Source organism: Thiemannella venezuelensis (genome assembly GCF_014203605.1).
GTDB lineage: Bacteria > Actinomycetota > Actinomycetes > Streptosporangiales > Streptosporangiaceae > Planomonospora_A > Planomonospora_A venezuelensis.
Map to the genome: position 1 here is coordinate 124,217 of NZ_JACHJJ010000005.1, position 23,816 is coordinate 148,032.

Sequence of the window (23,816 nt, forward strand, 5' to 3'; positions counted from 1 at the left end):
AGCTTTCCCCTTTCCGGCCCGGGCCGTGCCGGGGCGCAGGTTCGCAAGACTACGCGAGCCCGCGCGGCCCGGCACTCACAGTGACGGAAAGGGGGTTCCGCCGCTACAGGTTGCCGCGGAGCTCCTGCTCGCGCTCGATGGCCTCGAACAGCGCCTTGAAGTTGCCCTTGCCGAAGCCGAGCGAGCCGTGGCGCTCGATGAGCTCGAAGAAGACCGTGGGACGGTCCTGGACCGGCTTGGTGAAGATCTGCAGCAGGTAGCCGTCCTCGTCGCGGTCGACCAGGATCCTGCGCTTCTTCAGCTCCTCGATCGGGGCGCGGACCTCGCCGATGCGGGCGCGCAGCTCCGGGTCGTCGTAGTAGGAGTCGGGCGTGTCCAGGAACTTCACCCCGGCCGCGCGCATGTGGTCGACCGTGGTCAGGATGTCGTTGGTGGCCAGCGCGATGTGCTGCACGCCCGGTCCGCCGTAGAAGTCGAGGTACTCGTCGATCTGCGACTTCTTCTTGGCGATCGCCGGCTCGTTGAGCGGGAACTTCACCTTGCGGGTGCCGTCCGCGACGACCTTGGACATCAGCGCCGAGTACTCGGTGGCGATGTCGTCGCCGATGAACTCCGCCATGTTGGTGAAGCCCATGACCCGCTTGTAGAACTCCACCCACTCGTCCATCTTGCCGAGCTCCACGTTGCCGACGCAGTGGTCGACGGCCTGGAACAGCCGGCCGTTCTTCACGTCCGGCGGGGCGACGAGCGGCTCGGCGGCGGCGTAGCCGGGCAGGTACGGCCCGCTGTAGTTGGAGCGGTCGACCAGCGTGTGCCGGGTCTCGCCGTAGGTGGCGATCGCGGCGAGGACCACCTTGCCGTGGTCGTCCTCCAGCGTGTACGGCTCCGCCAGGCCCCTGGCGCCCTGGGCGAGGGCGTGGGCGTAGGCGGCCTCCACGTCCGGGACCTCGATGGCCAGGTCGATCACGCCGTCGCTGTGCTCGGCCACGTGCCGGGCGAGGTCGGTGCCCGGCCGCAGGGAGCCGCGCAGCTCGAACCGGGCGCTTCCGGAGGTGAGGACATAGGCGACCTCGTCGCGGCTGCCGTTCTCCGGGCCCTTGTAGGCCACCAGCTTCATGCCGAAGGCGGTGGAGTAGTAGTGGGCGGCCTGCTTGGCGTTGCCCACGGCGAAGACCACGGCGTCCATGCCGTTCACGGGAAAGACGTCACTCATGGCTCCACTCTCGGTTTCGATGGGCTGGTTGTGCAACAGTTACTTGTTCAGGTGGACAACTTGTATATTTACTGACCGGTAAGCGTGGAGGATCTGTACACCATGACGATTGATCGACTCGACGCCCGGCTCATCACCCTGCTCGCCGAGGAGCCCAAGCTGGGCGTGCTGGAGTGCTCCCGGCGGCTCGGCGTGGCCCGGGGCACCGTCCAGGCCCGCCTCGACCGGCTGGCCGCCAGGGGAGTGATCACCGGCTACGGCCCCGACATCGCGCCCGCCGCGCTCGGCTACGACGTGACCGCCTTCGTCACCCTGCAGATCCGCCAGGTCAGCGGGCACGACCCGGTCGCCGACCAGCTCGCGAAGATCCCGCAGGTGCTGGAGGTGCACACGATCACCGGCGGCGACGACATGCACTGCCGGGTGGTGGCGCGCAGCAACGCCGACCTGCAGCGGGTCATCGACCTGATCGTCGAGGTCCGGGGGGTCGTCAGGACCTCCTCGGTGATCGCGCTGGACACCCCCGTGCCATACCGGATCCTTCCTCTGGTGGCCGACCTCCCCCACCAGGGCGGACGCTAGCCGTACCATGCCAAGAGGGGAATCAGGTTTTGTTATGCATCGTTTACCCTTAACGGTTCGCACAGTTGACGGGGGTCGGCTGCGGCCTGGAACGGGGGTGTGATCAGGTGGGGAAGGGCAGTCGCGGGAGAAGGCTCCTGCGGGCCGCGCTCGTCGTCCTCGGCGTCGGCTTCGTCGTGTCGATCATCCTGTTCGCCGTGGCGTGGGCGATGACCCCCATCCCGGACAGCACCCAGTCCGGCGCGACCGCGCAGGGATCGGTGATCTACTACCGGGACGGCAGGACCGTCCTCGCCAAGCAGGGCGTCAACCGCAAGAACGTGAAGCTGGACAAGGTCGCCGACAGCCTCAAGGACGCGGTCATCGCGGCCGAGAACCGCTCGTTCTACTCCGACAGCGGCGTCTCCCTCCGCGGCACCGCACGGGCCGTGTGGTCCACCGTCACCGGGAGGCAGCTGCAGGGCGGCTCGACGATCACCCAGCAGATGGTCCGCAACTACTACAGCGGCCTCAGCCAGGAGCGCTCCGCCGTCCGCAAGCTCAAGGAGATCATGATCTCCCTGAAGGTGGACCGCTCCCAGTCCAAGGACTGGGTGCTGGAGCAGTACCTCAACACGATCTACTTCGGCCGGGGCGCCCACGGCGTCCAGGCCGCGGCCGACGCCTACTTCCGCAAGGACGCGGGCAGGCTGACCGTGGCCGAGAGCGCCTACCTCGCCGCGGTGATCCAGCAGCCCACCCGGTTCGCCGACCCCGAGGGCGCCGACCTGGAGGCCGCCGAGGCGCGCTGGCGGTGGGTGATCGACGGCATGGTGAAGACCGGCACGCTCACCCCCGCCGAGGCCGCCGCGGCGAAGTTCCCCGTCCTGCAGGAGCCCAGGGCGGTCTTCACGCCTGAGGGGCAGGAGGGCTACATGCTCGACCAGGTCATGGCCGAGCTCAGGAAGCGCGGCTACACCGACGAGATGGTCAACCAGGGCGGGCTGAAGATCGTCTCTACCTTCGACAAGAAGCTGATGGAGACCGCGGAGCGGGCGGTCGCCTCCGTCCTGCCGGACGACGCCCCGAAGCAGGTCCGCACCGGCCTGGCCGCCGTCGACCCCGCGACCGGCGAGGTGCTCGCCTTCTACGGCGGGCGCAGCTACAGCGCCAGCAAGTTCGACAACGCCTTCTCCGCCGAGGTGCAGGCCGGTTCCACCTTCAAGGCCTACGTGCTGGCCGCGGGCCTGGAGAACGGCTTCGACCTGAGCACGCGGGTCAAGGGCAACTCGCCCATGCGGGTCGCCTCCGACCCCGACCACCCGATCGCCAACTCGGGCGGCGCCTCCTACGGCCAGGTCAACCTGGTCAGGGCCATGCGGCACTCGGTGAACACCGCGTTCGTGGACCTCGGCCAGCAGGTCGGCCTGCACGAGGTCGTCGAGGCCGCCGGGGCCGCGGGCGTCCCCGTCGACCAGCTCACCCCCCACCAGGACGCGGCGACCCTGCCGCTGGGAGTGGCCTCGGTGAGCGCGGTGCAGAACGCCTCCGGCTTCGCCACCTTCGCCGCGGGCGGCGTGCACCGCGAGGCCCACGTCATCCGGTCGATCACCGACGGCAAGGAGAAGACCAAGGTCGAGGAGAAGGGCGAGCAGGTCTTCTCCGCGCAGACCGCCGCCGACGTCACCTACGCGCTGACCGAGGTCGTCACGGGCGGCACCGGCACCGCCGCCCGCCTCTACGACCGCCCGGCGGCCGGGAAGACCGGCACCACCGACAAGTCGGCAGCCGCCTGGTTCGCCGGGTTCACCCCTCAGCTCGCCGTCGCCGTGGACATGTTCCGCGACGACAACAAGCCGGTGGTGGTGGGCGGGAGCGTCCAGTACGGCGGGCAGTACCCCGCCCAGATCTGGCGCGCGTTCATGACCGAGGCGATGGCCGGCAAGCCCGTCGAGCGGTTCCCCGAGCCGTCGAACCGCGGCTATGCGAACCCCTACGAGGGCGACGGCGGCTCCTACGACCGGGACGGCGGCTACGGCGGGGACGGCGAGATCGTCGACCCCACGCCCGCCCCCGAGCAGACGGCCCTCCCCGAGCCCGGCCCCGAGCAGACGGCCGTCCCGGACCCGGATCCGACCGGCGTCCCCGACCCCGAAGGCTCCGGGAACGGAGAGGGGGAGGGGACCGGCGACGGAGAGGGCGGCGGGACCGGCGAGGGAGAGGGCGGCGGCACCGGGGAAGGCGGCGGGACCGGCGAGGGAGGCGACGGCGGCACCGGCGGGGACGGCGGCGAGATCAACGACACCGAGACGGGCCGCCGCGCGGAGCCCGGCGGCGGCGGTCAGCCGGTCGGCCGGCCCGACGGCCCGCCGGTCGGCTAGGACGCGCCGGCGGCGGAGCCGCCCGGCCGGTCGCGGACGCGTCCGGCCGGCACCGCGTCGGCGGCCGTCAGGACATGAGCTCCGCCTCCAGGGCGGCCGGGGTGGTCACCGGCATCCGGCAGGTGAAGCCCCGGCACACGTAGGCCGCGGGGGAGCCGTCCACCAGCCCCCGGCCCTCCAGGAGCGGGGCGCCGGGCGAGCCGGGCTCGCCCAGGGCGACCACCAGCCCGGGCACCGCCGAGAGCAGGGCGGTGCGGTGCAGCGCCGCGGTCGCGGAGTCGCCGATCGGGCCGACGACGGCCACCTCGACGGGCCCGGAGACGGCGGCCTGCGCCACGGCCAGGCCCCAGCCGGCGAACCGGGCGTGCCGGTCGGCGAGGACGCTCACCGTGCCGAGGGCCGCCTCGGCCGCCTGCCGGTGCCGGGCCGAACCCGTCAGCGCGGCGTAGGACAGCAGCGCCCCGGCGGCGGCGAACCGGCCCGAGGGGGTGGCGTTGTCGGTGGGGTCCTGCGGGCGCTGGAAGAGCCGCTCGGCGTCGTCGGCGGTGTCGTAGAACCCGCCGGAGCCGTCGGGGAAGCGGGTGAGCACGGTCTCCAGCAGCTCTCCCGCCCGGTGGAACCAGCGGGTCTCGCCGGTCACGGCGTACAGGGCGAGCAGGCCCTCGGCCAGGTCCGCGTAGTCCTCCAGCACCCCGGCGTTGCCGCCCGCCCGGCCGTCGCGCGAGGTGCGCAGCAACCGGACGCCGCCCGCGCCGTCCCCGGAGCCGCCCGCACCGCGCACGTGGACCTCGTCCAGCAGCACGGCCGCGGCCCGCGCGGCCTCCACCAGGTCGGGCCGGTCGAACAGGGCGCCCGCCTCCGCCAGGGCCGCGACGGCCAGGCCGTTCCAGGCGGCCACCACCTTGTCGTCCCGTCCGGGCCGCACCCGGCGGGAGCGGGCGGTGAGCAGGGCGGCGCGGACCCGCTCGAACCGCTCCCGGTCGTCGGGGTCGGACAGGAGCTGGAGCACCGAGGCGCCGTGCTCGAACGTCCCGGCGCCGGTCACCTCGAACACCCCGGCGGCCCAGTCGCCGTCGTCCTCGCCGAGGAGCTCCTGGAGCTCGTCGACCGTCCAGGCGTAGAACCTGCCCTCCACCCCCTCGCTGTCGGCGTCGAGCGCCGAGGCGAAACCGCCCTCGGGGGTGCGCATCTCGGCCAGCAGGAAGGAGGCGGTCTCCAGCGCCACCCGCCGGCCCCGCTCCGACCCGGTGGAGCGCCACCAGTGCGCGTAGACCCGCAGCAGCAGGGCGTTGTCGTAGAGCATCTTCTCGAAGTGCGGCACGACCCACTCGGCGTCCACGCTGTAGCGGGCGAACCCGCCGCCGAGCTGGTCGTAGATCCCGCCCCTGGCCATGGCCTCCAGGGTGCGCCCGGCCATCGAGAGCGCCGCCTCCGCCTCGGGGCCCCCGGCGGCGCCGTACCGGAGCAGGAACTCCAGCGCCATCGAGGGCGGGAACTTGGGCGCCTCGCCGAAACCGCCGCGCACCGCGTCGAAGGAGGAGGCGAGGCTCCGCACGGCCCGGGTGAGCGTCTCCGCCGCGGGCAGCGGGCCCGAGGGGAAGGCCGCCTGGCTGTTCAGCGCCTCGACGATCTTCGAGCTCTGGGCCAGCACCGCCTCCCGGTCGCCGTTCCAGGCGTTCGACACCCCGGCCAGCAGGCGCTGGAACTGCGGCCGGGGGAAGTAGGTGCCGGTGTAGAAGGGGTGGCCGTCCGGCGTGGCGAAGACCGTCATCGGCCACCCGCCCTGACCGGTCATCGCCTGCGTGGCGGTCATGTAGACGGCGTCCACGTCGGGACGCTCCTCCCGGTCCACCTTCACGTTGACGAAGTGCTCGTTCATCAGCGCGGCCGTGTCCCCGTCCTCGAAGGACTCGTGCGCCATGACGTGGCACCAGTGGCAGGCCGAGTAGCCCACGCTGATCAGCAGCGGCACGTCCCGGCGCCTGGCCTCCGCGAACGCCTCCTCGCCCCACTCGAACCAGTGGACGGGGTTGTCGGCGTGCTGGAGCAGGTAAGGACTGGTGGCGTCCTTCAGCTTGTTCAACGGGGAACTCCTGGGTGTCGGGACGCGGCGGACCGGGCATGGGAGTCCTACCCCGTACGGCGCCGCCCGGCAAACCGGGGCGGCGGGCGGAGCGGGGCCGAGGACGACCGCGGAAACCGGAGGGCGAGGTCGTCCTGGGACGGAAATCCGCAGATTCGACAAAGCGTGCATCAGTTATCTATGACGTCAATTGGGGCGTAAGAAGGAACCGGGCATCCAATTAAGGGATGAAACGGTACATAGTATTTTGAACCTTGCTTCTGGGTGACTCCGATCTAACGGCTGTGTAATACTTCTGTCCCTGCGGCTCGTTCAGGCCTCAGGCCAGGCATTGCGGGGAGTTAGAATCACCTCAAGGGTCGGTGCAACTCTCCGTTATCCGTCCACCAACCGGGCTCACACGAGCCTGCCAGCACATAGAGCGGTTTGAGGCCCATGAACGCAACGGGTGAGAAGCAGGCCGAAGTCGCGTCGGACGTCAGGGATCTCCGTGACGTCCCGCTCGCTCTCGTCCGCCAGGCCGAGTTCGATGAGATCGTGCGCCGGATCCTTCCTGACTCGCCGGACGTCCGGCGCGTGCAGGTGGCCGCGTTCAACTCGTCCATCTGATTTCCGGGAGGGCCGCCGTGAGCAGGCCCTTCGTGCCGTTCCGACAGTTCGTTCTCAAGGTTCACAGCAGGTGCGACCTCGCGTGTGACCACTGCTACGTGTACGAACACGCCGATCAGAGCTGGCGCGGCCGTCCCAAGGTGATCTCCGACGAGACCGTCTCCTGGACGGCCGCGCGCATCGCCGAACACGTCAAGGAGCACGGGCTCGACCGGGTGCACGTCGTCATGCACGGCGGTGAGCCGCTGCTGGCCGGGCCGGGCAGGCTCGGCCGCATCGCGGCGGAGCTCCGCGGCAGGCTCGACGGATTCTGCGAGCTCGACCTGCGGATCCACACCAACGGCGTCCTGCTCGACGAGCGCTTCTGCGAGGTGTTCGCCGAGCACGGCGTCAAGGTGGGCGTCTCGCTGGACGGCGACCGGGCCGCCAACGACCGGCACCGCCGCTTCGCCGACGGGCGCAGCAGCTACGACCGGGTGATCCGGGCCGTCGAGCTGCTGCGCACCCGCCCGGAGCTGTACGCCGGGCTGCTGTGCACGATCGACGTGGCCAACGACCCCGTCGCGGTCTACCGCGGGCTGGTCGCGCTGGACCCGCCCCGCATCGACTTCCTGCTCCCGCACGCGACCTGGGACGACCCGCCGCCGCGCCCGTCGCCCACCGCGTACGCCGACTGGCTCATCACGATCTTCGAGACGTGGGTGGCCGAGGGCGGCGCCACACCGGTCAGGATGTTCGAGTCGATCATCAGGACCAGCGCGGGCGAGCCGAGCCTCACCGAGTCGCTCGGCCTGCAGCCCTCCGACCTGGTCGTCATCGAGACCGACGGGAGCTACGAGCAGGCCGACTCGCTCAAGACCGCCTTCGAGGGGGCGCCCGGGACCGGCCTGCACGTGCTGCGGCACACCCTCGACGAGGTGGCCGGGCACACCGGCATCCTCGCCCGCCAGCAGGGCCTCGACGGGCTCTGCGACGCGTGCCGCGCCTGCCCGGTCGTGGACAGCTGCGGGGGCGGGCTGTACGCCCACCGCTACCGGACCGGTTCGGGGTTCGCCAACCCCAGCGTGTTCTCCGCCGACCTGTTCAAGCTCATCACCCACGTTCGCCGCAGGATGAAGATGCATACGCCGACCCGCACCGCGACCCACACCGTGCCGTCCACGGTCATCGACACCCTCGCCTCCGGGCTCGGCGGGCAGGACGAGGTGGGCCACCTGGCCGAGTCGCAGCGGAGCCTGCGCCGGGCGCTGCTGGCGGCCGTCAACTCGGCCGCCGGCGCGGACGGCGGCGCGTTCTCCGGCGCGGACACGGCGGCGGCCTGGGAGCTGATCTCCGCCCTGGACGGCACGCACCCCCAGGTGGTCGACGCGGTCCTGGCCCACCCCTACGTCCGGGTCTGGGCCACCGAGTGCCTGCGCGACGGCCGCCACGCGGGCCACCTGGCCAACGTCGCCGCCGCGATGGCGATCCGCGCGGGCGTCACCGCCGCGCTCGACGTCCAGGTCCTGGCCGGCTCGGTCCACCTGCCCACCCTCGGCGTCCTGGAGGTGGATCCCGGCGGTACGGCCGGCCCGGGCGGCGTTCCGGGGCCGGAGGCGGGCCGTACGGCACGGCTGGAGACGGCGGAGGGGGCGTTCGAGGTCGCCGGGGACGGGCACCCGGGCGCGGTCACGCCGGACACCGGAGATGACCGGGGCGCGGGCGGGGAGGGCGGCGGGGCGGGCCGCCCCGGCTGGCACCCCGTCAGGCGGCTCCGCGCCGGGGACGTCTCCGTCGTGCTGGAGGACACCGACCCGTTCCGGGACTGCCACCAGTGGCCGGCCGAGGGCAGGCTCACCGACGACCGGGCACAGGACTGGCAGCGCGCCTTCGAGCGGGCCTGGGCGCTGATCGAGGCCGAGCACCCCGGCTACGCGCCGGGCCTGCGCGCCGGGCTCACCACCCTGATGCCGCTCACCCCCGGGCCCGAGGGCCGGGAGGTGAGCTCGACCGCGCGGCACGCCTTCGGCGCCGTCGCGGCGGCGCTGCCCGAGGACCCCGCCACCCTCGCGCTGCTCCTGATCCACGAGTTCCAGCACGTCAAGCTGGGCGCGATCCTGGACATCCTCGATCTCTACGACGAGAAGGACACCCGGCTGTTCCACGCCCCCTGGCGGGAGGACCCCCGGCCGCTGGAGGGGCTGCTCCAGGGGACCTACGCCCACCTCGCCGTCACCGACTTCTGGCGGGTCCGGCGGCACGCCGTACCGGAGCGGGGGAACGAGCAGTTCGCCCGCTGGCGGAGGCACACCGCGGAGGCGATCGAGACGCTCGCCGCCTCGGGCGCGCTGACCCCGCTGGGGGAGCGGTTCGTGGCGGAGATGCGGCGGCCGGCGGCGGCGTGGCTGGACGAGCCGGTCCCGGAGGCGGCCGCGGCGTGCGCCGACCGCTCGGCGCGCGACCACCGGAAGAAATGGACGGCCGAAACCTCCGCCTCGCATCAGTGATATTCCGCCGCGGCGTGCCGCGGCGTTCCCGCATTTCCTTCCGGGGCGGCGGAAATATCAATCTGCCACTTTCCCGATAAACCCTGCGTTTCTATAGTTGTGTATCCACAGGGGAAGGGAGGCGGATGGCAGCGCCGTACCCTGCGGGGGGTTCTCAGGGTCCCTATTTCTTCCTCAGCTACGCCCACGTCCCGTCGCACGACGGCACGGACTCCAGCGACCCCAACCAGTGGGTGGAGAAGCTGTTCCGCGCGCTGTGCGACTACATCCTGCACCACACGGGCCTGCCGGCCGGGGCGGCCGGTTACATGGACCGGGGGCTGCGGACGGGGGAGAACTGGCCGCGCGCCCTCTCCGAGCAGCTCTCCAGCTGCCGGGTGTTCGTCCCCCTCTACTCGCCGCGCTATTTCGAGAGCGAGGCCTGCGGCAAGGAGTGGGCCTCGTTCCTGACGCGGGCCGGCGACCACGTCGCCGCCGGGGGGCTGATGCCCAACGCGATCGTCCCCGCGCTCTGGACGCCGGTCAGGCTGGAGTCGATGCCCCAGGTGGCGCGGGACATCCAGTTCAACCACACCGATCTCGGACGGCACTACGCCGACAAGGGCTTCTACGGGATCATGAAGCTCAAGAAGTACCGGGACCACTACCAGAACGCCATCCACGAGCTCGGGCAGCGGATCATCGAGGTGGCGGAGAGCACCCCGATGCCGCGCGGGGACATCCCGAACTTCACCGAGGCCAGGAGCGTGTTCGCGGACAGCACGCCCGAGCGGCCGATCACGGTGACGGTCGTGGCGCCCGACAGGGAGAACCTCCCGCCGGGGCGCAACCCCGCCTACTACGGCGACACGCCTCCGAAGTGGGACCCCTACCACGCGGACGACGAAGGGAAGTCGCTGGCGGCCTGCGTCGCCGAGGTGGCGCGCTCCCGGGGGTTCCTGCCGGAGATCGGCTCCCTGGACGAGCACGCCGAGATGCTCGCGGCCGACGACTCCCACGCCCCCGGGGTGATGCTCGTGGACCCGTGGGCGACCTCCAGCGAGGAGTGCAAGCGGGCGCTGCACCCGGTGGACCGGTCGGGGCGGCCGTGGGTGACGGTCATGGTCCCGTGGAACCGCGACGACCCCGAGACGGTGGAGCACCAGGAGCAGCTCCGGGGCCACCTGCGGGCGGCCCTGGCCAGCAAGCTCGCCGAACCGGAGGCCAGGCCGTACATCCCCACGTTCGACGACTTCCAGACCGCGCTGCCCGACGTCCTGCGCAGGGCGGAGCAGCGGTTCCTCAACCGCGCCCCCGCCTACCCCCCCGACGGCGACAAGATCGACCGGCCCAAGCTGACCAGGCCCGAGGAGTGACCATGAGCGAAGGACAGGTCGTCACCTTCTACTCGTACAAGGGCGGCACCGGGCGGACCATGGCGCTGGCGAACACGGCGTGGATCCTCGCCAGCGCGGGCAAGCGGGTGCTCGTGGTGGACTGGGACCTCGACTCCCCGGGCCTGCACAAGTTCTTCAACCCGTTCCTCGCGCCGGGGGTGGCGACCACCACGGCGGGCGTCATCGACCTGATCTCCGACTACCAGTGGGCGGCGATGCGCAACGAGCCCCGCCCCGGGGACTGGCACAAGGAGTACGCCAGGGCGGAGAAGCACGCGATCTCGCTCGACTGGGAGTTCCCCGACGGCGGGACCCTCGACTACCTCTCGCCCGGCCGGGCCAACCGCGACTACTCCTCCCCGGCGTCCGGCTTCAACTGGGACAACTTCTACGACCGCCAGGGCGGCGGGCAGTTCTTCGACGCGCTGCGCGCCGACATGAAGGCATGCTACGACTACACCCTCATCGACAGCCGCACCGGCGCCAGCGACATCGCGGGCATCTGCACCGTGCAGATGCCCGACATCCTCGTCGACTGCTTCACCCTGGCCAACCAGGGCATCGACGGCGCCTCGCAGACGGCCAGGGACATCAGCGAGCGCTACCGCGACCGCAACATCCGCATCTTCCCCGTCCCCATGCGGATCGACATGGGGGAGAAGGAGCGGTGCGACGTCGGCCGCGCCCTGGCCCGGCGGAAGTTCGACGGCTTCCCCAAGGGCATGACGGCGGAGGAGGCCGACGAGTACTGGGGCGCCGTCGAGATCCCGTACACCCCCTTCTACGCCTTCGAGGAGATCCTCTCCACGTTCGGGGACGACCCGGCGCGGCCCGGCTCGCTGCTGGCCGCCTTCGAGCGGCTCACCTCGGTGATCACCGGTGGCGAGGTGGGCTCGTTCCCCCGGATGGAGGAGGCCCTACGCCTGCGGCACCTGGACAAGTTCGTGCGGCGGCACCCCGCGCTCCAGACCGACGTGCACATCAGCTACGCGCACGAGGACCGGATGTGGGCGGACTGGATCGCCGCGGTGCTCGACCGGCAGGGCTACCGGGTCGCGCTGCGCGGCGTCGAGGCGGACGAGAGCGGGGCCGGGGAGTCCGAGGGGGAGGCGCCCAGGACCGTGGTCGTGCTCTCCGGCGCCTACCTGCGCACGCCCCGGGCGCTGGTGGTGTGGTCGCGCCTGACGGCCGCCGAGACGGCGGGGCGGGGCGAGCTGATCCCGGTGCGGACCTCCGAGGCCCGCTTCCCGTCGCCGTTCGGCGACCGGGCGCTGGCCGACCTCACCCGGATCGGCGAGCACTCGGCCGCCGAGACGCTGCTGAAGGCCTTCGGCAGGACCGACGAGCTGTCGGCCGTGGACGTGTCGGCCGTGGGAGCGCGCTTCCCGGGAAGCGTCCCCCGGGTGTGGAACGTCTCCACCAGGAACGCCGCCTTCACCGGGCGCAGCACCGTGCTGGAGGCGCTCCGGCGCCAGCTGGTGGGGGGCAGCGCGGCCGTGGTGCTGCCGCAGGCGCTGTACGGCCTGGGCGGGGTGGGCAAGACCCAGGTCGCGCTGGAGTACGCCCACCGCTTCAAGGCCGACTACGACCTGGTCTGGTGGGTGTCGTCGGAGGACCGCGAGCGCATCAACGCCGCGTTCGAGGATCTGGCCCGCGAGCTCGGCATCCGCGTCGGAGAGAACATCGCCGAGGTCGTGGGGGCGGTGCGGGAGGCGCTCCGGGTGGGCAGCCCGCACTCCCGCTGGCTGCTGATCTTCGACAACGCCGGCGACCCGGACGAGCTCAGGGACTTCTTCCCGGGCGGGACCGGCCACGTCGTGATCACCTCGCGGAACCAGGCCTGGTCGAGTGTGGCGGCCCCGCTGGAGGTCGACGTCTTCAGCCAGCAGGAGAGCCTGGAGCACCTGAGCCGCAGGGTGCCGGGGCTCGCCGCGGGGGACGCCCTGGAGGTCGCGTCCGCCCTGGGCCACCTGCCGATCGCGGTGGAGCAGGCCGCCGCCTGGCTCGCCGAGACCGGCATGCCCGCGGCGACCTTCGTGGAGCAGCTGGAGTCGGAGACCGCCCGGGTGCTGTCCATGGGCCAGCCGGCCGACTACCCCCACCCCGTCGCGGTGACCTGGAACCTCTCGCTGGGCCAGCTCCGCGAGAGCTCTCCGGCGTCGGTGCGGCTCCTGCAGCTCTGCGCGTTCTTCGCCCCGGAGCCGGTCTCGATGTCCCTGCTCTACAGCGACGAGATGATCAGTTCGCTCCTGCCGTACGACGACTCCCTGCAGGAGAAGCTCGTGCTCGGCCGGGTCATCCAGGAGATCGGCCGGTTCGCGCTGGCCAGGGTGGACCAGGGCAACAACACCATCCAGGTGCACCGGCTCGTGCAGTCCGTCATCCGCAGCCAGATGACGGAGGAGGAGCAGGACAAGGCCTGCCACGAGGTGCACCGCATCCTGGTGGGCGCCCGGCCGCGCCAGGGCGAGGTGGACGACCCGGAGAACTGGACGAGGTACGACCTCATCTGGCAGCACCTGCAGCCCTCCCGGGCGACCGAGTGCACCGAGGAGGCGACCCGGCAGCTTCTCACCGACCGGGTGCGCTACCTGTGGAAGCGCGGCGACTTCGACAGCGCGCTCGTCCTCGGCGACCGGCTGGCCAACTACTGGGAGGAGACCTTCGGCACCGACGACCGCCAGCGCCTCCACCTGCTGTTCAACGTGGCCAACGTCAAGCGCTCCCAGGGCAAGTACCAGGAGGCCAGGGAGCTGGACGAGTGGGCCAGGGACATGCAGCGCAGGGTGGTCGGGGAGTGGCACCCGCACACGCTGATGACCGCGGGCGGGCTCGGCGCCGACCTGCGGGGCCTCGGCGAGTACGGCGAGGCGCTGGAGCTGGACAAGGCGACCTTCGAGCGGTGGAAGACGCTGTACGGCGAGGACCACCCCAGGACCCTCGCCGCCGCCAACAACCTGGCGCTCTCCTACCGGCTCGTCGGCGACAGCCACAACGCCAGGGAGCTCGACGAGGACACCCTGCTGCGGCGGAGCCGCGTGCTCGGCCCCACCCATCCGTACACGCTCTACTCCGCCTCCCAGCTCGCCCGCGACCTGCGGGAGATCGGGATCTACCAGGAGTCGGTCGAGATCCTGCGGACCACCCTGCAGCACTACAAGGAGACCCTCGGCGAGAACTTCGTCGACACCCTCCGGGCGGCCAAGAGCCTGGCGGTCTCCCTGCGCCGGGCGGGCGAGCAGCAGGAGGCGTGGCAGCTGGCGAAGGAGACCGAGGACCGCTACCGCCAGCGCTACCCCGGGACCCCCGACGCGCTGGCCGCCACCCTGGAGCTGGCCTGCTGCGAGTCGGCGCTGGACGACAAGGCGGCGGCGCGCGACCGCGCGGCGAGGATCGTGGAGGTCTACCGGGAGAACCTCGGGGAGGACCACCCCGGCACGCTGATCGCCCGCAACAACCTGGCCATCTACCTGCGCGGCACCGGCGAGGCGGGCAAGGCGGGCGGCGAGGCGGAGGAGGTGCTGGAGGGCCTGCGCAGGCAACTCGGCGAGAACCATCCGTTCACCCTCTCGGCGGCCATCAACCTGGCCAACTGCCTGGGCGACGCGGGGCGGGCCGCGGAGGCGGAGGCGCTGGAACGCCGGACGCTCGACGAGCTGCGGACCGCGCTCGGCCCGGAGCATCCGGACACGCTCACGTGCGAGGCCAACCTGGCGGTGACCCTCCACGCGCTGGAGCGCACGGCCCAGGCCGAGCGGCTGCGGGAACGGGTGCTGGCGGTCAAGGCCCGCGTCCTGGGCGAGGACCACCCCACCCTGGCCCACCTGCGGCAGTGGCGGAGGATCAACCGCGACCTCGAACCGCAGCCGTTCTGACCGCGGCCCGCCCCGCCGTACGGCGGGCCGGGCCGGCCGGGTCACCCCTCGGCGAGCCAGGTCAGGATGTCGGGCAGGACGTGGAGCGAGCCGAAATGGGCCGCGCCCTCCTGGATGACCACCGTGGCGCCGGGGATCTGCCGGCCCAGCCAGCGCGCGTGGCCGACCGGGGAGAAGACGTCCTCGTCGCCGTGCCAGAGGAGGGTCGGCACGCCGATGCCGGCCGGGTCGAAGCCCCAGGGCGAGCTGAAGGCCAGCGCGTCGTCCACCCAGCCGGCCGCGGAGTCCCGCAGCGCCTCGGCGAAGGTCGTGGCCAGCATCCGCCGGATCCCGAAGTCGGCGACGATGTGGCGGTCGGGTTCGGGCAGGTCGGTGTCGAGCGCCGGGACCAGCCGGGTCGGGTCGGCCCTGACCTCGTCGGCGACGGCGTCCAGCAGCGCGGTGAGCGCGCTGTGGCCGTGCGCCGCCGCGGTGTACTCGATCACGTTGGAGCGCGACATGCCCTCGAACCAGTCCAGTCCCTCGGCGTAGCGCGGGGCCAGCGGGACAAGCGCGGCCAGCCGGGTCGTGCGGTCCGGCAGCAGGGCGGCGCAGGCCAGCGCGTGCGGGGCGCCGCCCGAGCGGCCGATCACCGCGAACCGCTCGATGCCGAAGAAGTCGGCTATCGCCGCCACGTCGCCCGCCACGTCGGCGACGCTCCTGCCGACGAGCCGGTCGGAGAGGCCGTAGCCGGGGCGGTCGTAGGTGATCAGCCGGATGCCCATGCGGTAGAGGACGGTGGCGCGGGGGGCGGGGCCGACCCTGCTCCCGGGCGTGCCGTGCAGCAGGAAGATCGGTGTTCCGTCCGGCACCCCGCTCTGGTCGACTGCGAGAGTTCTTCCGTCCGCCGTCTTCACCAGTGCAGTCAAGGCCGACCTCCCCGTCATCCGCCACTTGAATGGTTCCCTGTTTCGAGGCATCTGTCCCGCAGGTCTTGCTGACATCTGAGGATTTTTCGCGTCCTGCCGGGTATGTTCCACGGCTGCTCCGGGCACGTCCCTCCTCCCGCGCGTCCCCGAAGAGGCGTAGGCTCACGGGGCGTGGATCTCGACTTCGTCTGTGCACACGCCGGTCGCCCGGCCGCCGACCTGACCCGGCGCGATGTGGTCCGTGCCCTCCTCGCCGTGCCGTCGGGGGTGGCGCTGGTGGCCCTTCCCGACCTGCGGCGGTCTCTGCTGGCGGCGGGCAACCCGCTCTCGGCGCCCTTCTGGGAGTCGGCCAAGGCGACGCTCGGCGCGATCGAGTCGGGCAGCGCCACGGTGGGCGACGTGCAGCGGTGGCTGGAGTCCACCGGGACCGAACCGCTCCTGCTGACCAGGAGCTTCTTCGTCTGGCCCGAGGAGGACGAGCGGGGCCCGGCCGCCGGGGAGATGTACCGCCGGCTGGTCGCCCACCTGGAGGAGCGGGTCGCCGAGGGTGAGATCGACCCGGACGCGCTCGCCCGCGGGGAGGCGGCCGCCCGGGAGGCGTACGAGGACCTGCAGGAGCACTGGCTCAACAGCCCGCTCCCCGACGGGAGGGTCCCCGTGGTCGAGGTCGGCGACGAGCAGGACGCGGAGCTCTTCGCGGCCTGGGACGAGGAGGAGGCGTTCGCGCTCGGCGAGCTCCGGCGCATCCTGGCGGACCTGCCGGAGCCCGTGCGGCCCGCGGCGGAGCTGCGGGCGGCGGGCACCCGGCTCCGCGAGGTGCTGGCCGCCCCCGGATACCCGGGCAACGTGCTGCGGGCCTGCGCGGGCTACGAGGGGGAGCCGCTGCCCGACGACGACGAGGAGCTCTGGCTGACCGTCACGGCGGGCATCGCCGGGCCGGCCGCCGACCTGTCGGAGGACGACGACGACGAGGAGCCCGCCGCCGGCGAGGACGGGCTCGGGCACGAGGACGGGGTGCTGGCGTCGCTGTGCGCGATCCACCACGCGGACTGGCTGGCCGTGGTCGCCGCCCTGGCCAGGCGCGGCCCCGGGGTGCTCGCCTCACCCGAGCGGATCGCCCGCCTGATCGCCGAGTCCGACGACATCGACGTCGACATGGACGACCCGGAGGATCTGGAGGCGGCCGAGATGCTGTTCGGCTCGGTCACGCCGCTGTGGGCCTCCCTCGGGATCGTCGACAGGAACGAGATCCTCACCCCGCTGGGGCACTGGGGGCTGCCCAGGGCGCTGGAGCGGGCCTGGTCCCCGTCCGCCTGACCGCGCCGGGCCCTCCGGTGCGGCGGAGGCCGCGGTCCCGCGCCGGAGGGCGCGGGACGGCGCACCTAGGCCGGCCCGTCCCCGCCGTCCGGCTCGCTCTTGCGCGACTGCGACTCCGCCCTGTGCGACTCCGCCCTGTGCGACTCGGCCCTGCGCGACTCCGCCTCGCGCGCCTCCGCCTCGGAGGGGACCTCGATCTTCGAGATCTGCTTCCTCATGGACTTGATGAGCAGGAACAACGCGAACCCGAGCGCCGCCACGACGAGGAATCCCAGCAGGCCCGGGCTGACATCACCTTTGGTGACGGTGTCGAATGCAATCACGTGCCAAGTTTGCCACCGCCACCCGGCGGTCGCGTCAGGGGCAGGCGTGCGACACCTCGTCGGCGTGGGCGTCGGCGTGGATCCCGGTGAACAGGTCGGTCTCCGGCGGCTCGGTGTCGACCAGGGAGCGCGCCAGGTGGTAGTCCTCGGTCGGCCAGACCTCGCGCTGCAGCTCCCGGGGGCAGACGAACCAGAACCCGTCGGGGTCGACCTGGGTGGCGTGCGCCAGCAGGGCCGCGTCCCGCGCCTCGAAGTAGTCGCCGCAGGCGACCCGGGTGGTCACCGGCCACTTCTGCGGGCGGTCCTCCCAGCGGGAGATCCAGTCGGCGTACGGCGAGCCGATCCCGCGCTCGGTCATGGCCTCGTGCAGCGCCTCGAACCGCTCCTTGGTGAAGCCCATGTGGTAGTAGAGCTTCAGCGGCTGCCAGGGCTCGCCCGTCCCGGGATAGCGGTCGGGGTCGCCCGCGGCCTCGAACGCCTCGACCGAGACCCGGTTGGTCATGATGTGGTCGGGGTGGGGGTAGCCGCCGTCGTCGTCGTAGGTGAGGATGACGTGCGGCCGGAACTCGCGCACCGCGGCGACCAGGGGCGCCGAGGCGACCTCGATCGGCTGGAGCGCGAAGCAGCCCTCGGGCAGCGGCTCGCTCTCGTCGTCCGGCAGCCCGGAGTCGACGAAGCCGAGGAAGCGCTGCCGCACGCCGAGGATCTCGCGTGCGCGCTCCATCTCCAGGCGGCGGACCTCGCCGATGTTCTCCAAGATGTCGGGCCGATCCATCTTGGGGTTCAGGATCGAGCCGCGCTCCCCTCCGGTGAGGGTGCAGACGAGCACGTCCACACCTTCGGCGACGTAGCGCGCCATGGTGGCGGCGCCCTTGCTGGACTCGTCGTCGGGATGCGCGTGAACGGCCATCAGCCTCAGCGGTGCACTCACGGCTCGTTGTCTCCTCTTCGCTCCCGGGATGGTGTCGATCACTCCAGGGAGAGGTTAGTTTCTCTAAGGCGGTCGCGGGGGCGAGGCCCCCGCGGGGGACAATTGTCTCGGATAACGCCGAGGTAGTGCAGGGAGATTCCGTCATGGCCACCAGCGAGGCCGAGCAGGGCCGGTTCGAAGGCCCCGTCCTCGGCACCCCCGGCGACTTCCCCGACCGCCCGCAGACCAGGGGGCGCTTCGTGGTGCACGGCGTCATCGCGATCCTCTGCGCCGTGCTGGCGGGCGGATGGGGCTACGTCATGTGGGCGGCCAAGGGGAATCCCGCGGTCATCGACCAGGTCATCGCCTTCGACGCGGGGCGCGCCGACTCCATCAAGATCGTATTCGAGGTGGTCAAGCCCTCCGACCGCGCGGCCCGCTGCCGGCTGCGCGCCATGGACGTCGGGCACGTGGAGGTCGGGAGCCGGGAGGTCGAAATTCCGGCCGGTGAGGGATATGTCCGGCTTACTGAACGGCTAGAGACCAGTGCCCAGGCCACTTCGGGTGACGTCGAGTACTGCCATCTCGTATAGTGAGACATTTGGGGAAGCGTTCGGGCGGTTAACTTGTTAGCCTTTCGAGATTCGACTGCCCGCTATCCCGGCGCCGAGTCCCACAGCATGTCCCACAGTATGTCTCGCAGCACGTAGCTCCACAGCACGAGCCCCACAGAGGAAGCAAGGAGAACCCGTGGCCGACTCCCACAACGAGAGCGTCACCTGGCTCACTCAGGAGGCGTACGACCGCCTGAAGGCGGAGTTCGAATACCTCTCGGGGCCCGGGCGCGTCGACATCGCCAAGAAGATCGAGGCCGCCCGCGAAGAGGGCGACCTCAAGGAGAACGGCGGCTACCACGCCGCCAAGGACGAGCAGGGCAAGATGGAGGCCCGGATCTTCCACCTCCGCCAGATCCTGGACAGCGCCAAGGTCGGGGAGGCGCCGCGTACCGAGGGCGTCGTCGGGCCCGGCATGACCGTCACCGTCCGCTTCGAGGGTGACGAGGAGGAGGTCGCGTTCCTGCTGGCCTCCCGCGAGGAGAGCGGCGCCCCGATCGACGTCTACTCGCCCAAGTCTCCGCTCGGCGCGGCGATCAACGGCAAGAAGATCGGCGAGAAGGCCACCTACACGATGCCGAACGGCCGCTCGAACACCGTGGAGATCCTGGAGGCCGTGCCGTACAACGGCGGCAACTGACGCCGCGGAGGCGCGCCCAGGGGGTACGGCGGCGGCCTCCCGCCGGTGCACGGCCACGTGACGACCGATCCGCCGGGACCTCGGGTCCCGGCGGATCGTCGCGTTGTACGGGGCCCGCGGGACCGGGCGCCGCGGCCCCGGCTCCCCTCGCGAGGGGCGAATCATGTCAAGGATCGGGAGCGTTCGGGCGGGTTCGCGTGCATCCGAGCGCGGTGTACGGCAGGCTTCGTGGAGCCGGGTTCCACGGACGCCCACGCCGGACGGCGGAGGGGAGACGACGGAGGGGAGACGAGGTGTTCGAGCGGCGCAGGCGCCTGGCCGACCTGGTCCGGGAGGCCCGCCACGATCTCGCCTACCGTCCGCGGCTCGGCCGCCGTCCGCCGCTCCGCCGGCCGTACGGCCTCCCCCCCGGCTACGGGGTCCGCCACGACGACCGCGCCGCCCGCACGATGCGGCGGATGGTCCCGGCCATCGCGGCCCTCCTCGTCGCCGTCCTCGCGGCCGACGTGGTGGTCCTGTCCCGGCTGCCGGAGCGGGAGGCGGAGACCGTCGCGGCGCGCCGGCCCGCGGACCGGGCGCCGGTGGCCGACACCCGGCCGGCGGGGGAGCCGACCGGAGAGCCGCAGGGGGCGGCGCCGCCGGAGGCGTCCGCCGAGCCGGTCGCCCCGCTGACCGCGATGCGCAGGCCCCACCTGTTCGTGGTCGCGGACCGGACGCTGAGCCCGGCCGTGGTGGCGAAGGTCGCCCGGCTCGACGGGGTCCGCGCGATCGAGCGCGCCGACGCGGCCGAGGTCGTCCTGGACGGCAAGCGGGTGCAGACACTGGGGGTGGACCCCTCGACGTTCCGGGCCTACACCCCCCGTCCGACCGCCCGGTCCGACCGGCTCTGGCGCAACCTCGCGGCCGGGGAGATCGCCGTCTCCTTCGTCCTCGGCAACGACGGGGGCATGCCGCTGGGCAAGACCGTCACGGCTCCCGGGCACGCCCTGCGGGTGGGCGCCTACGCCACGATGGGCATGGGCCAGGTCGACGCGGTGGTCGCCCGCCCGACCGCGCGGGCCCTGGGCATCCCGCAGAACAACGCGCTGGTGGTGAGCGCCCCGGGGGCCGACACGGCCGGGCTGCGCCGCGCCCTGCTCAGGATCCTGCCCAGGGGCAGCCAGGTCGCCACGGTCAACCCGGTGTTCGAAGCGGCCCGGCAGACCGTCTGGCCCGCGGAGGCCTTCATGACCGCCCCGCAGGTGCAGGCCGCGCTCACCGCGGCGGTCGGCAAGCTGGGCCGTCCGTACGTGTGGGGCGCCGAGGGCCCCGACAGCTTCGACTGCTCCGGCCTCGTCCAGTGGGCCTACGCCCAGGCGGGCGTCCGGCTGCCCCGCGTGACGCACCAGCAGTTCGTCGCGGGACCGCAGGTCCCGCTCGCCCAGGCCCAACCGGGCGACCTGCTGTTCTGGCGGCACGACCCGACCAACCCCGGCTACGTCTCGCACGTGGCGATCTACTGGGGTGACGGGAAGATGCTGCACGCTCCGAGGACCGGTGACGTGGTCAAACTCGTCCCCGTGACCACGAAGAACTTCGCCGGAGCCGTCCGGGTCAGCCCCCAGGCCGCCGCCCGGGTGCGCTGAAGGGACCCGCCTTCCCGCGGTCTTCCCCCGCTCGCGCAGCCTTCCCTCGTTCTTCCCGCGTCCTCTCCGCGTTCGCGCGGCCCCCGGCGCGCGGAGGCGGGCCCATGCGCGGATCGCCGCCTCCCGGGGTGCGAGGACACCGCCGCGAGCCGTCGCGTCCGGGCCGGCGCGGAGGCCGGGACGGGTGCCCGGGATCGGCCGGCCGGCTTCGGTGGAGACCCCTGGCCTGGTGTGCTGAAGCGATGTAATCTCCATTACATGGAAAATGACGAAGCACGCGAGAAGCTGCGAGGCTGGTTCTCCGGCCGCCTGCCGGAGGAGTGGTTCGAGGGACGGCCGGAGGTCGTGCTCGACCGCGAGGAGATCTCGGTGATCGGCGTCCTGCGGGGTCCCGCGTTCGCCGAGGACGCCTCCGAGGTGGAGCGGGCCGCCGCGGTGGAGGGTGCGGTGCAGCGTTTCCGCGAGGAGACCAGGGAGCGGCGCATCGAGATCGCCCTGGAGGCGGAGCACCGCTTCCGCCGGAAGGTCTCCTGGGGCGTCACCGCGGGTGACCGGACGGTGATGTTCACCACACTGTCGGTGCCCGTCATGACCCGGTTGCGGCAGACGGAGCGCCGGGTGCTGGACACCCTCGTGGCCGCCGGGGTGGCCCGCAGCCGCAGCGACGCGCTCGCCTGGTGCGTGCGCCTGGTGGGCACGCACACCGACACCTGGCTGGCCGACCTGCGGGACGCGCTCCAGCACGTCGACCGGGTGCGCGCCGCCGGTCCCGACGTGAGTTCCTGAGGCTGGGCAGGGAAAATCGCCTCATGATTGGTCTGAACCTTTGGCGAGATTGGTTTAGACCTCTCTTAATGGCCTATACCACTGCCGCAAGCAGTTTCTTTAATTTCGCTTTTTCTGGGTAGGTCCCTCCGGATGCCATGGTCCCTGCCAGGCCGTATGCCTGTCGGCGGGCCCGGACCGGGATCATGACGGCGTTCGCCCGGACGCGTTCACTGGTCTATGCCAATTGGATTAACTCCGGTTTCGTCGTCAATGATGATTTGGCCCTGAGAAGCGTGAGGAGCTGCCGCAGTGACCGCAACCGTTGACGTATCCGCCTCCACTCCGACCACCCACGAGGGACTCGTCGCCTGGGTCAGGGAGATCGCCGAGCTGACCCGCCCCGACAGGATCGAGTGGTGCGACGGCTCCGAGGCCGAGTGGACGCGCCTGACGAACCTGCTGGTCGAGCAGGGCACGTTCAAGCGCCTGGCCAAGCGGCAGAACAGCTTCTACGCCGCCTCGGACCCCAGCGACGTCGCCCGGGTCGAGGACCGCACCTACATCTGCTCCGAGAAGGAGGAGGACGCGGGCCCGACCAACAACTGGATCGCCCCCGCGGAGATGCGCGCGACCTTCGGCGAGCTCTTCGCCGGCTGCATGCGCGGGCGGACCATGTACGTCGTCCCGTTCTGCATGGGCCCGCTCGGCGGTGAGATCTCCCAGCTCGGCGTCGAGATCACCGACTCGCCGTACGTCGCGGTCTCCATGCGGGTCATGACCCGCATGGGCGACGCCGCCCTCCGGCTCATCGAGGAGCGCGGCGACTTCGTCAAGGCCGTGCACTCGGTCGGCGCCCCGCTGGAGCCCGGCCAGGCCGACGTGCCGTGGCCGTGCAGCTCCACCAAGTACATCAGCCACTTCCCCGAGACCCGCGAGATCTGGTCCTACGGCTCCGGCTACGGCGGCAACGCCCTGCTCGGCAAGAAGTGCTACGCGCTGCGCATCGCCAGCACCATGGCCCGCGACGAGGGCTGGCTGGCCGAGCACATGCTCATCCTCAAGCTCACCCCGCCCGGCGGGGAGACCCGCTACGTCGCCGCGGCCTTCCCGTCGGCGTGCGGCAAGACGAACCTGGCGATGCTCCAGCCGACCATCCCCGGCTGGAAGGTCGAGACGATCGGCGACGACATCGCCTGGATGCGCTTCGGCGAGGACGGCCGCCTGTACGCCATCAACCCCGAGGCCGGCTTCTTCGGCGTCGCGCCCGGCACCGGCGAGTCCACCAACGCCAACGCGATCAAGACGCTCTGGGGCAACAGCGTCTTCACCAACGTCGCCCTCACCGACGACGGCGACGTGTGGTGGGAGGGGCTGACCGAGGAGCCCCCGGCGCACCTGACCGACTGGAAGGGGCGCGACTGGACCCCGGACAGCGACGAGCCCGCCGCCCACCCCAACGCCCGCTTCGCGGTCCCCGCCGGGCAGTGCCCGACGATCGCCCCCGAGTGGCAGGACCCCAAGGGCGTGCCGATCTCCGCGATCCTCTTCGGCGGCCGCCGCGCCAGCGCGGTCCCGCTCGTCACCGAGGCGCTGAGCTGGAACCACGGCGTCTTCATCGGGTCGAACATCGCCTCGGAGAAGACCGCCGCCGCCGAGGGCACGGTCGGCGAGCTGCGCCGCGACCCCTTCGCGATGCTCCCGTTCTGCGGCTACAACATGGGCGACTACTTCGCCCACTGGATCAAGATCGGTCAGCGCGAGGGCGCCGAGCTGCCGCGCATCTACTACGTGAACTGGTTCCGCAAGAACGCCGACGGCAGGTTCATCTGGCCCGGCTTCGGCGAGAACAGCCGCGTGCTCAAGTGGGTCGTGGACCGGCTCAACGGCGAGGCGCAGGCCGTACGGACCCCGATCGGCCTGCTCCCGGCCGAGCTGGACACCGAGGGCCTCGACATGCCCGCCGAGGACCTGGAGACCCTCCTCAGCGTGGACACCGGGGTCTGGAAGGAGGAGGCCGCGCTGATCCCGGCCTTCTTCGAGACCTTCGGAGACCACCTGCCCAAGGAGCTCTGGGACGAGTACAACGCCCTGGTCGACCGTCTGAATTGAGACATTGAGGGTGCAACT

The 23,816-nt window shown here is 71.8% G+C and carries 17 protein-coding genes; 12 read left to right on the plus strand and 5 right to left on the minus strand.

Features of this window, described 5'->3' with window-relative positions; all coding sequences use genetic code 11:
• Positions 1–103: 103 nt before the first annotated feature.
• Positions 104–1,213, minus strand: coding sequence for a 4-hydroxyphenylpyruvate dioxygenase (hppD, locus tag FHS22_RS10110; RefSeq protein WP_184940437.1), 1,110 nt, complete (start codon positions 1,211–1,213; stop codon positions 104–106).
• A gap of 102 nt (positions 1,214–1,315) precedes the next feature.
• Here hppD and FHS22_RS10115 point away from each other — a divergent pair, with 102 nt between their 5' ends.
• Positions 1,316–1,795, plus strand: a complete 480-nt coding sequence (locus FHS22_RS10115) for an Lrp/AsnC family transcriptional regulator (protein ID WP_184940439.1) — start codon at positions 1,316–1,318, stop codon at positions 1,793–1,795.
• Positions 1,796–1,902: 107 nt separating this feature from the next.
• The gene (locus FHS22_RS10120) at positions 1,903–4,155 is read left to right on the plus strand and encodes a transglycosylase domain-containing protein (RefSeq protein WP_338047691.1); all 2,253 of its coding nucleotides are present in this window, start codon (positions 1,903–1,905) and stop codon (positions 4,153–4,155) included.
• A 67-nt stretch (positions 4,156–4,222) separates the two neighbouring features.
• Here the strand turns inward: FHS22_RS10120 and FHS22_RS10125 are convergent, their stop codons facing one another.
• A complete protein-coding gene (locus tag FHS22_RS10125; protein WP_260407826.1) occupies positions 4,223–6,238 on the minus strand; it encodes a thioredoxin domain-containing protein in 2,016 nt (671 codons plus the stop codon).
• A 435-nt stretch (positions 6,239–6,673) separates the two neighbouring features.
• Between FHS22_RS10125 and FHS22_RS10130 the strand changes: the two genes are divergently transcribed.
• The 4 genes from FHS22_RS10130 to fxsT all read left to right on the plus strand — a co-directional run bounded on the left by FHS22_RS10130 (position 6,674) and on the right by fxsT (position 14,584).
• Positions 6,674–6,847, plus strand: coding sequence for a hypothetical protein (locus tag FHS22_RS10130; protein ID WP_184940442.1), 174 nt, complete (start codon positions 6,674–6,676; stop codon positions 6,845–6,847).
• A gap of 17 nt (positions 6,848–6,864) precedes the next feature.
• Positions 6,865–9,333: an FxsB family cyclophane-forming radical SAM/SPASM peptide maturase gene (locus FHS22_RS37930; RefSeq protein ID WP_338047692.1), complete on the plus strand. Its 2,469-nt coding sequence runs from the start codon at positions 6,865–6,867 to the stop codon at positions 9,331–9,333.
• Between the two features lie 125 nt (positions 9,334–9,458).
• On the plus strand, positions 9,459–10,688 hold the full coding sequence (locus tag FHS22_RS10140) for a TIR-like protein FxsC (RefSeq protein ID WP_184940444.1): 1,230 nt from the start codon (positions 9,459–9,461) through the stop codon (positions 10,686–10,688).
• Between the two features lie 2 nt (positions 10,689–10,690).
• Positions 10,691–14,584 (plus strand): FxSxx-COOH system tetratricopeptide repeat protein, encoded by a 3,894-nt coding sequence (gene fxsT, locus FHS22_RS10145; protein ID WP_184940446.1) that lies wholly within the window; start codon positions 10,691–10,693, stop codon positions 14,582–14,584.
• A gap of 41 nt (positions 14,585–14,625) precedes the next feature.
• On the opposite strand, the gene FHS22_RS10150 is transcribed toward fxsT, so the two are convergent.
• Positions 14,626–15,492: an alpha/beta fold hydrolase gene (locus FHS22_RS10150; protein WP_221473455.1), complete on the minus strand. Its 867-nt coding sequence runs from the start codon at positions 15,490–15,492 to the stop codon at positions 14,626–14,628.
• Positions 15,493–15,663: 171 nt separating this feature from the next.
• Here FHS22_RS10150 and FHS22_RS10155 point away from each other — a divergent pair, with 171 nt between their 5' ends.
• On the plus strand, positions 15,664–16,809 hold the full coding sequence (locus FHS22_RS10155; protein WP_184940450.1) for a hypothetical protein: 1,146 nt from the start codon (positions 15,664–15,666) through the stop codon (positions 16,807–16,809).
• A gap of 65 nt (positions 16,810–16,874) precedes the next feature.
• Here the strand turns inward: FHS22_RS10155 and FHS22_RS10160 are convergent, their stop codons facing one another.
• Both FHS22_RS10160 and mca read right to left on the minus strand, forming a co-directional pair.
• Entirely contained in the window at positions 16,875–17,132 is a 258-nt protein-coding gene (locus tag FHS22_RS10160) for a hypothetical protein (RefSeq protein WP_184940451.1), read from the minus strand.
• 34 nt (positions 17,133–17,166) lie between these two features.
• Positions 17,167–18,063 carry a mycothiol conjugate amidase Mca gene (gene mca, locus FHS22_RS10165; RefSeq protein ID WP_184940452.1) on the minus strand — a complete coding sequence of 299 codons (897 nt, stop codon included), beginning with the start codon at positions 18,061–18,063 and terminating at the stop codon, positions 17,167–17,169.
• Positions 18,064–18,206: 143 nt separating this feature from the next.
• Between mca and FHS22_RS10170 the strand changes: the two genes are divergently transcribed.
• From FHS22_RS10170 to FHS22_RS10190, 5 genes are all read left to right on the plus strand, one after another.
• Positions 18,207–18,635, plus strand: coding sequence for a DUF4307 domain-containing protein (locus FHS22_RS10170; protein WP_184940454.1), 429 nt, complete (start codon positions 18,207–18,209; stop codon positions 18,633–18,635).
• Between the two features lie 157 nt (positions 18,636–18,792).
• Complete coding sequence (greA, locus tag FHS22_RS10175; protein WP_184940456.1) at positions 18,793–19,296, plus strand: transcription elongation factor GreA; 504 nt, start codon at positions 18,793–18,795, stop codon at positions 19,294–19,296.
• A 293-nt stretch (positions 19,297–19,589) separates the two neighbouring features.
• Positions 19,590–20,921, plus strand: coding sequence for a C40 family peptidase (locus FHS22_RS10180; RefSeq protein WP_338047693.1), 1,332 nt, complete (start codon positions 19,590–19,592; stop codon positions 20,919–20,921).
• A 258-nt stretch (positions 20,922–21,179) separates the two neighbouring features.
• Positions 21,180–21,707 carry a hypothetical protein gene (locus FHS22_RS10185; RefSeq protein WP_184940458.1) on the plus strand — a complete coding sequence of 176 codons (528 nt, stop codon included), beginning with the start codon at positions 21,180–21,182 and terminating at the stop codon, positions 21,705–21,707.
• Positions 21,708–21,998: 291 nt separating this feature from the next.
• Entirely contained in the window at positions 21,999–23,798 is a 1,800-nt protein-coding gene (locus tag FHS22_RS10190; RefSeq protein WP_184940460.1) for a phosphoenolpyruvate carboxykinase (GTP), read from the plus strand.
• The last annotated feature ends 18 nt before the right edge of the window (positions 23,799–23,816 follow it).